At 60.7% G+C, this 13590-nt stretch carries 13 protein-coding genes; all 13 read left to right on the plus strand.

Going from position 1 to position 13590, the window contains the following annotated elements; genetic code table 11:
• Positions 1–310: 310 nt before the first annotated feature.
• The 13 genes from WOC76_RS20050 (at position 311) to WOC76_RS20110 (ending at position 13523) form a co-directional block, all read left to right on the plus strand.
• A complete protein-coding gene (locus WOC76_RS20050; RefSeq protein WP_341431571.1) occupies positions 311–970 on the plus strand; it encodes an SCO family protein in 660 nt (219 codons plus the stop codon).
• A complete protein-coding gene (coxB, locus tag WOC76_RS20055) occupies positions 967–1905 on the plus strand; it encodes a cytochrome c oxidase subunit II (RefSeq protein WP_341108947.1) in 939 nt (312 codons plus the stop codon). Before WOC76_RS20050 ends, coxB begins: the two co-directional genes overlap by 4 nt.
• Positions 1902–3560, plus strand: coding sequence for a cytochrome c oxidase subunit I (locus WOC76_RS20060; RefSeq protein WP_341108949.1), 1659 nt, complete (start codon positions 1902–1904; stop codon positions 3558–3560). The genes coxB and WOC76_RS20060 overlap by 4 nt, the downstream gene beginning before the upstream one ends.
• On the plus strand, positions 3560–4198 hold the full coding sequence (locus WOC76_RS20065; protein WP_341431564.1) for a cytochrome c oxidase subunit 3: 639 nt from the start codon (positions 3560–3562) through the stop codon (positions 4196–4198). The genes WOC76_RS20060 and WOC76_RS20065 overlap by 1 nt, the downstream gene beginning before the upstream one ends.
• On the plus strand, positions 4195–4509 hold the full coding sequence (locus WOC76_RS20070) for a cytochrome C oxidase subunit IV family protein (RefSeq protein ID WP_341108952.1): 315 nt from the start codon (positions 4195–4197) through the stop codon (positions 4507–4509). Before WOC76_RS20065 ends, WOC76_RS20070 begins: the two co-directional genes overlap by 4 nt.
• A gap of 72 nt (positions 4510–4581) precedes the next feature.
• Positions 4582–5238: a cytochrome c3 family protein gene (locus WOC76_RS20075; protein WP_341108953.1), complete on the plus strand. Its 657-nt coding sequence runs from the start codon at positions 4582–4584 to the stop codon at positions 5236–5238.
• On the plus strand, positions 5235–8072 hold the full coding sequence (locus WOC76_RS20080; protein WP_341108954.1) for a 4Fe-4S dicluster domain-containing protein: 2838 nt from the start codon (positions 5235–5237) through the stop codon (positions 8070–8072). Before WOC76_RS20075 ends, WOC76_RS20080 begins: the two co-directional genes overlap by 4 nt.
• Positions 8069–9445, plus strand: a complete 1377-nt coding sequence (gene nrfD, locus WOC76_RS20085) for an NrfD/PsrC family molybdoenzyme membrane anchor subunit (RefSeq protein WP_341108955.1) — start codon at positions 8069–8071, stop codon at positions 9443–9445. The genes WOC76_RS20080 and nrfD overlap by 4 nt, the downstream gene beginning before the upstream one ends.
• Positions 9442–9966: a DUF3341 domain-containing protein gene (locus tag WOC76_RS20090; RefSeq protein WP_341108956.1), complete on the plus strand. Its 525-nt coding sequence runs from the start codon at positions 9442–9444 to the stop codon at positions 9964–9966. The genes nrfD and WOC76_RS20090 overlap by 4 nt, the downstream gene beginning before the upstream one ends.
• Entirely contained in the window at positions 9963–10481 is a 519-nt protein-coding gene (locus tag WOC76_RS20095; protein WP_341108957.1) for a c-type cytochrome, read from the plus strand. Before WOC76_RS20090 ends, WOC76_RS20095 begins: the two co-directional genes overlap by 4 nt.
• A complete protein-coding gene (locus WOC76_RS20100) occupies positions 10482–11600 on the plus strand; it encodes a hypothetical protein (protein WP_341108958.1) in 1119 nt (372 codons plus the stop codon).
• Between the two features lie 600 nt (positions 11601–12200).
• On the plus strand, positions 12201–12842 hold the full coding sequence (locus tag WOC76_RS20105) for a hypothetical protein (RefSeq protein WP_341108959.1): 642 nt from the start codon (positions 12201–12203) through the stop codon (positions 12840–12842).
• A gap of 15 nt (positions 12843–12857) precedes the next feature.
• Positions 12858–13523 carry a hypothetical protein gene (locus WOC76_RS20110; RefSeq protein ID WP_341108960.1) on the plus strand — a complete coding sequence of 222 codons (666 nt, stop codon included), beginning with the start codon at positions 12858–12860 and terminating at the stop codon, positions 13521–13523.
• Positions 13524–13590 lie beyond the last annotated feature (67 nt).

A 13590-nucleotide genomic window follows, 5' to 3' on the forward strand; every position in this document is an offset into this window, starting at 1 on the left:
GCCGCCCCGGCGGCAGTTTCCGAGGCCAGGCTGGCGGCGCGCAGGACGCGCGCGCCTCGCTTTGCCCAGGGCAAGGAAAGAGGCGCGCGGGGGAACATTTTCGGTGAGCGACTCGTTTGAGCCGAGGTTTTGACGACCGCTGGAATTTGGAGCGTTGATCGCATCTCTCGCCAGAACGTCGCTGCTTTGTTTGAGCATCCTCGCGTGGGGGCTCGCGCCCTGCCCGGATTCTTGGGGAGCGGTCGCTTGGGCGGGGCAGAGCCTTTCCGATCTGGAAAAGCTTTCCGCCAAACCCCGCCCCGACGACCGCTTGCCTCTGGCGGCTCACTTTCTCGATGAAGACGGAAATTCTGAAACGCTCGCGCACGCGTTCGATGGGCGGCCGGCGGTTTTGCTCTTTGTGGATTACGGATGCAAGAACATGTGCGGGGCCATGCTGGCGTTGACCAGTCGCGCTCTGGCCATGTCGGCGCTCGATCCGGGCCGAGACTACAGGATGATCGCCATCGGTCTCGATCCCAATCAGGGCGCCGCGGCCGCCCGTGACCTGAAAGAATCGCTGATCGACCCAGGCGCGCCCCTCTTTGCCGCCACGCAGTTCTTGACCGGACCAGAGTCGTCGATTGCCGCAGTCGCGGCCTCTGTCCACTATCGCTATTCAAGAGACGCGGAACACAGCCAGTTTGCCCACGCCGCCGCAGTGCTGGTCGTGACTGACGAAGGACGCGTAACCCGGATCATTCCCGCGACCGCTGTGACAGGCGAGACGCTGCGCCGCGCTCTCATCGAGGCGCAGCGCGGAATCCTCTCGCCGATCCTGGATGCCGTTGGCTTGCTCTGTTACGGATATGGTCCGAGTCATGGGCTCTACAATAAAGTGATCTTGGCCACGCTGAGGGCAGGGGGCGCGATTGCTCTCCTCCTCCTCGCCGTAGGCATTTTGGTCCTCGTCCGGCGCACGGCGGCATGAGCGAGGACTTCGCGCCCAAGGCGTCGTCTTACGCCGATCAATGGGATTGGCTCTTTTTCGTGCTCGTCACGGTAAGCGCAATCGTCGTCGCGGCTGTTCTCGTCGCAATCGTCGTTTTTTCCATCCGCTACCGCAAAGGGGCCGCCGCTTTTCGAAAGGACCTTCCGGGCGCGTTTTCCAACCGCCTGGAGTATGGCTGGACCACGGCGACAGCCCTCGGTTTCCTTGCCATGTTCTGGTGGGCGGCGGCGACGCAGCTGCATCACGCCGTCCCGCCGGAAGGCGCGGTCGAAATCCATGTGCTCGCCAAGCAATGGATGTGGAAAATACAACAGCCTAACGGTGTGCAGGAAATAAACGAGCTCCATGCGCCGACCGGCCAGCCCGTCGAGCTCATCATGACGTCGGAGGACGTCATTCACAGCATGTTTCTTCCGGCCTTGAGACTGAAGCAGGACGTGCTGCCGGGCCGCTACACCTATCTTTGGTTCAACGGCGACAAGCCTGGCGTCTATCACCTCCTCTGCGCTGAATATTGTGGGACAGCCCATTCGAGAATGACCGGCCGTTTCATATTGATGAGCCCCGTCGACTATTCCCGCTGGAGCGCCAGGCAACCGCAGGCGGACAACGCCGCCAAGCAAGGAGAAGGGCTCTTCAATTCCCTCGGATGCACGGGGTGTCACGCGCAAAACTCGAGCGTTCATGCGCCCGACCTGCACAATGTCTATGGCCGACCCGTGCAGCTTGCGGATGGAAGAAGCGTCGTCGCCGACGAAGCCTATCTGCGCGACTCGATCCTCCTGCCGGGAAAGGACGTCGTCGCGGGATTCGATCCGATCATGCCGAGCTTTCGCGGACAGGTGAACGAGGAGCAGATCATGCAGCTCATCGCCTATCTGAAATCGCTTGCGGCGCCGGGGAGGAACAAATGAGCCAGATCGCCGCAGTCGAGCCTCCGCCGGAAGAAAGCCCAACATGCACGAGCTACCTCGATGCGGGACATACGCTTGTGTCCTGGCTCACCACCACCGACCACAAGCGTATCGGCATCCTCTACGCGATAGCGATCACGCTCTTCTTTTTCATCGCCGGGTTCGCCATCGGACTCGCGCGCCTCGAGCTCATGTCCCCACGGGGAATGTTACTGACCGACGAGGGCTATAATCGCCTGTTCACTTTGCACGGCATCGTCATGGTGTGGTTTTTCCTGGTGCCGTCCATTCCCGCGACCTTCGGAAATTTCCTGATCCCCCTGATGATCGGCGCGCGGGACGTGGCTTTTCCTCGACTGAATCTCCTGTCCTGGTACATTTACCTCATCGGTGCGGGGTTCACCTGCTACGCTATCGTCGCTGGCGGCGTGGACACGGGGTGGACGTTCTACACGCCCTTTTCGTCACTTTATGCAAATGGCAATGTCGTCGCCGCAGCGGCCGGCGTCTTTGTCGCCGGATTCTCGTCAATCGCCACCGGCGTCAATCTGATAACCACGACGCACATGCTGCGCGCGCCGGGGATGGGCTGGTTTAGATTACCGCTCTTCGTTTGGGCGATCTACGCCACGAGCCTCGTGATGGTGCTGGCGACGCCGGTGCTGGCCATGACGCTGTTGCTGATCGTGGCGGAAAGACTCTTCCACCTGCCGGTGTTCAACCCGCATGAAGGCGGCGATCCCATATTGTTCCAGCATCTCTTCTGGTTCTACAGCCATCCGGCCGTCTATATCATGGTCCTGCCAGCGATGGGGGTCATTTCGGAAGTATTTTCGTGCTTCGCCCGGCGCCGCGTTTTCGGCTATGTGATGATGATCTATGCGCTCCTTGGCATCGCGATCATCGGCTTCTTCGTCTGGGGCCATCACATGTTTGTCGCGGGCCAGTCGCAATATGCGAGCCTCGTCTTCTCCTTCCTTTCGTTCATGGTCGCTGTTCCTTCCGCCATAAAGGTGTTCAACTGGACAGCGACGCTCTATCGGGGCTCGATCAGCTTCGAGGCGCCGATGATCTACGCCATGGGCTTTCTGGGTCTTTTCACGATCGGCGGCCTGACCGGCCTTTTCGTCGCCTCGATTCCGATCGACGTTCACGTCACCGACACATATTTCGTCGTCGCGCATTTCCATTTCATCATGGTCGGGGGGACGGTCTCGGCCTTCTTCGCAGCCCTGCATTTCTGGTGGCCGAAGATCACCGGGAAACTCTATTCGGAAGCCTGGGCCCGTTTTGCCGCAATCATCATGTTTCTCGGCTTCAACACGACGTTCCTGCCGCAGTTCATCATGGGCTATGGCGGGATGCCGCGCCGTTATCATGTTTATCCACAGGAGTTCCAAGTTTACCACGTAATCTCTTCGATGGGCGCGCTCGTACTTTTCGCCGCTTATACGCTTCCGCTCGTCTATCTCGGCTGGTCCCTTTTCTACGGCAAGCGCGCGGGCCCAAATCCATGGGGCGCAACGGGACTCGAATGGCAGACCCCCTCGCCTCCGCCCGAGCATAATTTCGATGAAATTCCCCGGGTCGATGCGCCGCCCTATAATTATCATCCAGAGAAGGAAGAGGCGTTCGAGCCGCAGGGGCGTTCATGATGATCGATGGCGCAACTGTGCTCCGCTTCCCCTGGCCGAGCGTGGAGCGACAGCGTCTCGGCGTCGCCTTCGGCATGTGGACGTTTCTTGCCAGCGAAATTCTGTTCTTTGGCGGTTTGTTTCTAAGCTATGCCGTTTACCGGTCGCTCTATCCGCAGGCTTTCGCCGTCGCCTCGCATGCGACGAGCATGTTTTACGGAACCATCAACACGGCGTTGCTGCTCACCAGCAGTTTCGTCATGACGCTGGCCTTGCACGCATCAAAAAAAAGAGCGCGGGCGCTTGTTGTGAGTTGCCTGTTGCTGACAGCCGCGTTTGGGCTTGCATTCCTTGCGGTCAAGGGACTCGAATATGCTGAGGACATAGACAAGGGCCTTATTCCGGGGCCCGGTTTCACGCTCGAGCCGGATACGACGCGCCTGTTCTTTGCGCTCTACTGGGTCATGACAGGGATACATGCGATCCATCTCGCCATTGGCGTCGCGCTTGTCGTCTACCTCGGCGCGGCGTTGCTCAGCGAGAGAATGGCGACGGAAAGCCCTGCGGTCGAAGCCACGTCCCTGTATTGGCATTTTGTGGACAGTATCTGGCTCGTTCTTTATGCGTTGATCTACCTGCCCGGGCGGCACGCGCCATGATCCGGATCGCGCTGCGATATGGAGGCGTGTGGCTGCTCCTGCTTTTCCTTCTCGGCGCGTCCGCGGCGACGGCTTACCTGGATCTTCAGGGAAAAGGCCCATTGCTGCATCTCGGCGTCGCGGCGCTCCAGGTCCTTCTGGTCTGGCTCCTGTTCATGGATTTACGCCGCGCGAGCGGTCTTGTTCGACTCAGCGCAGTGGCAGGTCTGCTCTGGCTCGCAATCATGTTCATGCTCGCCTTTTCGGATTATGCCACGCGCGGGTGGAACGAGGCGCCGACGGGCTACCCGGACAACATCGCCGCCTCGTAGGCAGGCGCGCCCATAAGGAACTTTCGGACGCTGATCGGGTTCAGGCTACGGCGCATAAACCGGGATGCGGCGATGGCGCAGATTTTCAGGCCCTATGCAGACTCGATCGTCCGTGTCGCGATGATCGCAATTCTGGCGTTTCCCTTTCTGATCGTGGGCGTGGCCTATGGCGTGATGTGGTCGCCTTATATTACCGGAGAGCATGTGACATTGGAGCAGCCTGTGCCGTTCAGTCACCAGCACCACGCGGGGCAGCTTGGCCTCGATTGTCGATACTGCCACACCTCCGTTCAGCAATCGGCCTTTGCTTCGGTTCCGCCGACTGAAACCTGCATGACCTGCCATTCTCAGCTCTTCACGAACGCCGAGATGCTCGCCCCCGTGCGCAAAAGCCTGGCCGACGACAAGCCAATCAAATGGACGCGGGTTCATCGGCTGCCTGGCTACGTCTATTTCGATCACTCGATTCACGTCGCAAAGGGCGTTGGCTGCTCGACATGCCACGGGCGCGTGGATCAAATGCCGCTCGTTCAGCAGACCCAACCGCTCACGATGTCGTGGTGCCTTTCCTGTCATCGAGACCCTGCGCCCTATCTTCGACCAAGAGAGGAAATTTTCAACATGGATTGGATGGCGGGGAAGGATCAGAAGCGGCAGGGCAAGGACCTTATCGAGCGTTATCACATAAATATCGATCACCTCTCCGATTGTTCCGTTTGCCATCGATGAGCGAGCGTCCGGCCATCACGCGAGAGAGGTTCACGCCGGACCGGCGGGATGCGCTCAGGCTCCTCGCAGCCGGCGCCGCCGCGGCGCTCTCGTCGTGCGGCCCGCCGCGAGAGGAAATCGTTCCATATGTAAAAATGCCGGAAGGACTGACGCCCGGCGTTCCATTGCAATTTGCGACGGCCTTGCCTCTCTCCGGCTATGCGCGCGGGGTGATCGTCACTTCGCACGAGGGACGACCGACGCGCATTGAGGGCAACCCGCGTCATCCTGTCAGTCTTGGGGCATGCGATATTTTCGCCCAGGCCGAGATCATGTCCCTTTATGACCCGGATCGTGCAAAAATCGTCAGGAACCGGGAGGGGCCTTCCTCCTGGGCCGCTTTCGAAAAGGAGCTGCTTTCCCGCGCCCAGATCGAAAAGAGCCGGGGCGGCGCCAAGCTCTCGATCCTCACCGGGCGCGTCACCTCGCCGACCCTTGGCCGCCAGTTACAGTCATTGCTCAAAATATTCCGGCAGGCGCGCTGGCGCCGCTTCGAGCCCATTCACGACGACAATGAAATCTCTGGCGCGACAATGGCGTTCGGCCGCCCGCTGATTGCGCTTCCGCGACTGGAGCGCGCGACTGTCGTCGTTTCACTCGAAGCCGACCCGCTCGGGCCGGGTCCATTGCAGCTCCTCCATGCGCACGCCTTCGCCAAGAGACGCCAGGCACGCCTTCCGCTCGATCGGTTTCTACGTCTCTACGCCGTAGAGTCGAGCCTGACGCTTACAGGCGCGAATTCGGATGAACATCTGACCCTCGCTCCGTCGCTCATTCACGGTCTCGTGGTCGAGATCGCCAATCGCTTTGGCGCGGCCTATTCCCCAGTGAGTCTTTCCGACGAAGCGCGCCGTTTCGTATCGATGGTGGTTGACGATCTGAACGCAAACTCTGGCAGCTCGATCATTCTGGCGGGGCGAACTCAGCCTCCCGAAGTGCATGCGCTCTGCCACTGGATCAACCAGAGGCTACGGGCCCCAGTCGATTATTTCGCGCCGGTGGACCCGGTCGCATCGGGTCATCTCGCGTCTTTGCAGGGGCTGACGGACGATCTCGAAAGCGGGCGGGTCGAAAGCCTTTTTATAATTGGCTGCAATCCTGTCTATGCGGCGCCGGGAGAAATTGCAATCTCTCGCGCAATTGCAAAGGCGCCGTTCAGCGTGCATCTCGGTCTCTATGACGATGAAACGGCGGCGCTGTGCAAATGGCGCTTGCCTCTGTCGCATTCCCTCGAAAGCTGGTCGGATCTGCGCGCCGTGGAAGGAACGGCCAGCATCGTCCAGCCGCTGATCCGGCCGCTCTATGATACGCGAACCGCGGAGGAGCTTGTCGCGTCGATTGTCGGCGTGCAATCGGCCACCTCGTACCAGCTTGTGCAGCAAAATTGGCGCGCTCATGCGCCAGATGATTTCGACGCCTCGTGGCGTCGATGGCTGCACGATGGAACGATACCGGACTCGGCAAACAGCGCCGTCGCGACTCCCATCGCCGTCAAACCCGCAATCAACCCCGTGAAGGCCGTGGCGGGGTTATGCCTTACTCTCGCGCCCGACCCCTCTGTATGGGACGGAAGCTTCTCGAATAACGCATGGCTGCAAGAATGTCCGAAGCCTACGACGAAGGAGGTCTGGGGCAACGCGCTCTACCTTTCCCCAGAAGACGCCGCCGCCCACAAATTCGAAGACGGAGACGTGGTTTCGCTGTCGACAGGCACGTTCAGCCTGGCGGCGCCAGTATGCATCGCCGCCAGCCAGGCAAAGGGCGTCGTCGCCGCGACGCTGGGTTATGGCCGCACGCGCGCAGGCGCGATCGGAAGCAACGTCGGCTTCAACGCAAATCTGCTCGCTTCGGCGGCGACCCCTTTTCTGGCGGCCGGCGTCTCACTCTCTCCCACAAGCGAACGGAGGGAAATTCTTCGGACACAACGCAGTTTTGGTCTGGAGCGGGGAAGAGGCGACGTCTTTCCCACATTCACACTCCAAAATCTCATCAAGGGAGCCGCGCGCGTGTCCGATGGCCACGACCTCGCAAGCCTTCTCCCGGACTTGAGTTACGAATCCTATAAATGGGCGATGTCGATCGATAACACGCTCTGCATCGGTTGCAACGCCTGCCTGATCGCATGCCAGGCTGAAAACAATGTGCCGGTCGTTGGCCCTGTCGAGGTCAGCATGGGCCGTGAGATGCACTGGCTACGTGTCGATGTGTATAACAATGGCGGCGCGAAGCCGTTGGGATTCCAACCGGTTCCCTGCATGCATTGCGAAAAAGCCCCATGTGAGCCGGTTTGTCCTGTCGAGGCCTCGGTCCACGATAGCGAGGGACTTAATGTGCAGGTTTACAACCGTTGCATCGGAACGCGGTTCTGCCAGTCGAACTGCCCCTACAAGGTGAGACGTTTCAACTTTTTCGGTTATGCGACGGCCGACGAAGCCTATGCGAATCTCGGCGCGCAATCCTTTGACGCAATTTTCAATCCCGACGTAACAGTGCGATCGCGCGGCGTGATGGAAAAATGCACCTATTGCGTCCAGCGGATAAGCCGTGCGCGACGGGGAGCCGAAAGGGAGGAGCGGCGCATCGGCGACGGTGAGGTGATTACCGCCTGCCAATCGGCCTGCCCGACGCGAGCGATCATATTTGGCGACCTCAACGACGACGGAAGCAAGGTGCGGGAATGGCGCAAGGAGCCGCAGCATTATGCCATGCTCGGCCATCTGGAGACGCGCCCGCGCACGACTTATCTCGCGCGCGTGGGCAATCCTCATCCCGGTTCCGCGGACGGCGAAAGATGAGCGCGCCGAAGGATCGGACCGATACCGAAGCGGCCGCCTGGCTTCTTCCCGAGGGCCGATCTTTCGAAGCGATCAACGAGCTCGTCAGCGCGCCGTTGCTCTCGCCAGAAAAATGGAGCTGGCGGGTCTGGTGGGGCGCGTTCATCGTCAGTTTTGCGCTTACGTTGCTGATGATGATTTGCGTGTCCTGGCTCTTTGCGACGGGCGTCGGCCTGTGGGGCGTCAACACGACCGTTGTCTGGGGTTTCGCCATTGCAAATTACGTCTGGTGGATCGGAATCGGCAATGCCGGGACGCTGATCTCCGCGATGCTCCTGCTGATGCGCCAGCATTGGCGCGCGTCGATCAATCGCTTCGCCGAGGCGATGACTCTCTTCGCCGCGGGCATCGCCGGGCTTTTTCCAATCATGCACCTTGGGCGTCCGCTGTATTTCTATTGGCTGGCTCCTTACCCAAACACAATGGCTCTCTGGCCGCAGTGGCGAAGCGCGTTGATCTGGGACTTCTGGGCAATCCTCAGCTATCTGTTATTTTCGATCCTGTTCTGGTATGCGGGCCTCATACCGGACCTCGCCTGTTTGCGTGACCGAGCGAAGACGAGGCGCGGCCGATTCTGGTTCGGGCTTTTTGCCCTCGGGTGGCGCGGGTCGGCGCGTCACTGGCGCCTTTATCACGTCTACCACACCACCATGGCCTGTCTCGGCGTTCCGCTTGTCGTCACCCTGCACAGCGTCGTCGGCCTGGATTTCGCCGCCAGCCTGATGCCGGGCTGGTCGGAAACGATCTTTCCGCCCTATTTTGTCGTCGGAGCCATGTATTCAGGCTTCGCAATGGTCATCCTCCTGGCGGCGGCGGTACGCTGGGGCTTTTCGCTTCAGGCGCTGATCACGGTCGAGCACTTTGACGTGATGGCGAAGATCCTCCTCACCGCGTCGATGATCATGACAATATCCTACATGACGGAATGGTTTGGGGCCTGGTATGGCGGCGAGCCGGCCGAGCGCAGCCTCGTCGCATTCGAGTTCCTGGGAACGTATCGCATATCCTATTACGTCATGCTGTTTTGCAATTGCCTCGTCGCGCATATGTTCTGGCTCAGATCCGCGCGCCGCAACATAGCGCTCGTCGTCGTCGCAGGCGTGGTGATCAACATCGGCATGTGGCTCGAACGTATGAATATTGTCTGGAACACGCTGTCTCACGGCTACGCAGAAAGCATGTGGCGCCCCTTTCATCCGACCTTCTGGGATTACGCGCTGCTTTTTAGCTCGCTCGGCTTCTTTGCCTTTTTATATCTCGTCCTCTGCCGTCTTGCGCCGATCGTGTCGATGCATGAAACGAGGCGGCTCGTCTGGCCCGAGGCGAGGACATGAAGAGCTTGCTTCTCGCGGAATTCGTCGAGCCCGAGGCCATGGTCAGGGCCGCGCGCAAGGTCGACGAAGCGGGATGCAGGCTGCTGGACGCCTTTTCGCCCTTTCCGGTCGAGGAGGTAGAGGAATTTCTGGGCGCCCGGGCGCCGAGACTGCGCGTTTACATGTTTTTCGGTGGTTTGATCGTTGTAGCAGCGGCTTATGCTACGGAAGGCTGGAGCGCCATCTTCGACTATCCAATCGACAGCGGTGGTCGTCCGCTGAATTCGTGGCCCGCTTTCATACTCTTCCCTTTCGCCGTGGGGATTTTTGGCGCGGCCCTGACCGGATTTATCTTTCTTTTGATCGAAACCAGGCTTCCCAGTTTACACCACCCGCTGTTTTCCGTCCAAAGGTTTGAAAGAGCGACGCAGGACCGCTTCTTTCTCGCGCTCGAGGCGCCGACAGCCGCAGCGGAAAACCGACGCGCAAAAGCCTGGCTCCGCGAGGCTGGCGCCGTCGATGTTGTGGAAGTGGAAAAATGAGCGAAAGGCTGGCGTTTGTCGTCTTATTGCCGATCATGGTCGGCGGCTGCGATTTCAGCATGACTCAGCAGCGAAAATACACGACCTATGAACCGTCGAGCTTTTGGGCGGACGGCGCTTCGGCGCGGCCTCTTCCAGAGGGCGTGGTCGATCAGAATGCGCTTGCCAGAGAAGCGGCGTTGGCACACCCGCCTGAGGCGAACGCAGCGCTTTTGGCGCGGGGTCACGAACGCTTCGGCATTTTTTGCGCGCCTTGCCATGGTCTCGCCGGGGACGGGGACGGCATTATCGTCATGCGTGGTTTCCCCGCGCCGCCTTCCTTCCATTCCACGGCGCTTGTGGCCGCGCCTGCTCAAACATTTCTGGACGCGATCGCCAATGGCTACGGCGTAATGCATTCATATTCAGCGCGCGTCGATCCTGCGGATCGCTGGGCGATTGTCGCCTATGTTCGCGCCTTGCAATTGTCGCGACTCCCGGCCTCCGCTTCTTTGTTGCAGCAGGGGGCGAAGTAGATGACAGTCGACGTCGCCCCGGAAGCAAGTGCAAAAGACAGAGCCGGGCCGGCGCCGATGGCGCCGGGAGCCGAGCCGGGTCGGCGTCTGTCTTGGTGGCTTGTCGCCGGCGCGCTCGCAGCTTTTGGCGGGCTCGCCGCGATTCTTGTCATCGCGCCCAGAGCGGCCGCCGGCGGTTGGCTTTTGGCCTTCGTCTTGTGTGGGAGTCCGGCGATCGGGAGCGTTTTCGCGCTGTTGATCCATGCCTTGACCGGGGGCCGCTGGCTGTCGGCCTTTGCCGATATCTTCGTCGTCACGGCGGCGACGACGCCGTTCTTCGGGCTGCTCTTCATTCCCGTGCTCGTCTTCCTTCCTCATTTTTATCCATGGGTCGAAGGGGCAAATCCGCCTCCCGATGACGTACGCGGTCTTTATTTGAATGCGCCCTTCTTCATCATCCGTTCGGTTGTCGCCTTGAGCTTCTGGAGCGTTCTCGGAATATTTTTGCCGCGACTGACGGGCGGCAGGAAAATGTTGATTGCGGCGGTCGGGCTGGCTGCGCATGCCTTTGTCATCGGCCTGATCGGCGTGGACTGGATCTTGTCTCTTCAGCCTGAGTTCTGGTCGAGTTCCTTTGGCGCAACATTAGCCTTTACGCAATTCGCGGCCGCCCTCGCGTGGGTGGCGATCGTCTCCCCGGGAGAGCGCGACACTGGCGCCCGCGCTGATATCGGCGGGTTGCTGCTGGCGACGCTCCTGGGCCTTTCCTATTTGAATTTCATTGCGCTTCTGGTGATATGGTACGGCAACCTTCCCGATCGCGTCTTCTGGTTCGTGTTCCGCGAGAGATGGCCATGGACGCTTGTAGCGGATCTCGCCTTCGTCTTGGGCGCCGTCATTCCAATCTTCATGCTTTTCCTTCAGCGCGTCCGTTCCGGCCGGCGTGAATTGCGTTTCGTGGGCGTGGTGACGCTTGCCGGCGTGGCCCTTTATTACGCCTATCTGATAGCGCCGCCTTTCGGTGTGCTTTCGCTCGGCGCGGGGCTTCTCGCGGCTGTCGCCATCTTCTGCCTGCTCGGCGCCCTCACATTCGCGCTCCGTGGGCCGCGACGCGTCCAAGTGGAACGAGGGACCAAATGACCCAAGGGGAGCCAGAAGGGGAGAAGGTCGCGCCTCTTGGGGTCGAGGCGCTGCGTGTGTTTTACATGGGCGTGGGCATTCTGTTGGCGCTTGCCGCGTCTCTCGCCGCTATGGTGGGATTTTACAGCTGGAAAATGCCTGCGAGAGACTTCGTCGCTCCGAAAGAGTTTCCGTCGCCGGGCGTCTTTCAGCATCAGGCGGGTGAGCGACATAAGCTCGTCGAAGACCAGAGGCGTCGCCTTGATGACGCCGCAGTTCCGATTGCCAAAGCTATGGAGATGATCGCAGCAAGGGGTCAGTCTGCATTCTTGCCGCTTCCTCTCGAAACCCCGCCTCCAAGCGTTGCGACGCGCCAGACGCCAAACGCCGTCGCCGCGCCGCCGGGCCGCGCAAAGGTTGGCCACCATAAGCGTGGACGCTCGAAAGTACGAACAAGATGAGCGGCGAGCGAGGCTTTCTTCGCTTCTGGATTTCGATGCAGGTGCTTTCCTCCCGCCGCCGCGCTTGTCAGCGCGATCGCCGATCCCACACTAGATTTCGGATGAAGCCTTTGTAGTAACGCCGGTCTTGACGGCCCAATCGGCAACGGAGTTGAAGACCATGTCAGTGACCTTTCGGGAAACCCGGACATACGGGGGAATGGTCGGCGCGGGCCTGTTGGACGCGGCCGGCGGCGTTGCAACGATTGTTCTCGCAATTTGCGGCTTGACAGGAATCCATCCCCCGATCCTGGCGTCCGTCGCTGTAATTGTCTTGGGCGCTGAGCTCATCGCGCGTGGCGCGATGATTGCTTCGGTCTTGTCCACGGCCGCCACAGAGTCGGCTGCCGATCTCGCGCTCATGGGCGAGTCTGGCGGCGGCCTCGCCGCTTTGTTTCTGGCAGGGCTCGGGGGCGTGACCCTCGGAGTTCTCGCGCTTCTTGGCGTCGCTGAACTTGTCTTGACGGCAGTGGCGACGATCGCCTTCGGCGTCGCACTCGTCTTGAGCAATGGCAGCGGCGCGATCATGCTCAGCGCCGATTCAACTGCAATGGGCGAAGGCTCCCTTGTGGCCGAAAGCGTTCCGGCGGTCGCCGGGCTTGTCGCCATCGTACTTGGAATTCTCGCGCTTGTGCTGATGGGCAAGGCGGCGAGTGGTCTCTCGCTCATCCTTGCGGCTCTGCTCATCCTCGGCGCGGCGGTTGTTGTCTCGGGGAGCGGTATGGGGCTGATGATGCAGAGCCTGGCGCGTCGTGGAGAGTAAGTGAGGATTCCGCTGATGCCGGCTTCTTATGATTACGGGCAAGGAGGCTGGGCCTCGGAAATCTTCGAGGTCCTCGCGAGTCTCGCGGCCATCGCCCTTGCGGTTTGTGGGCTTACAGGCATTCTCGCGCCAATATTGGCGGCGGCGGCGACGATCGTGTTGGGCGTCGCTCTGGCGGCGGATGGCGTCGGGCTCTTGCGCCGCTACAAATGGACCGGCGGCCGAGACGAAGGGGCCTGGAGCGCCCCGCTGCGCTTTGCGGTTCTGGTCGCGGGTTTGATGGGCGCGGCGCTTGCGGTGTTTGCGCTCTTTGGCGCGGATCCCGCGTTCCTGATGCCTGTCGCGAGCGCCTTGTTCGGCGCGGGTCTGATTTTGAGGAGCAACGTCGTCTGGGAGCTTTCGCTTCGCGAACTCGCCCATTCGACGAAGCGCGACAGCTTGTCGCTCCGGGCGGAGGCGGCAGGAAATGACGCCGCCGTATTCGCACTTGCGGGCTTCGTATCAGGCGCGCTGGCGTCGATTGCCGCGGCAGGCGGGCCGAACGATCTCACGCTCAATCTCGTCGCCATCGTCGTTGCGGCGTCGACTCTCGTCCTGTGGAGTCGCGTCGCCATGGCCGTAGCGGCGAGACTGCTGCAACCGACCTTGTTCATTCGTCGTCGCACGCCCATTGCACGCTAGCTCTGACGGGCGTGGGAGGCCGAACCTGGCTTGACTCTTTGGCAACTGCGCTAGCTGCTTTCCGGGT

The sequence above is a fragment of the Methylocystis sp. IM3 genome, from assembly GCF_038070105.1.
Lineage (GTDB): Bacteria > Pseudomonadota > Alphaproteobacteria > Rhizobiales > Beijerinckiaceae > Methylocystis.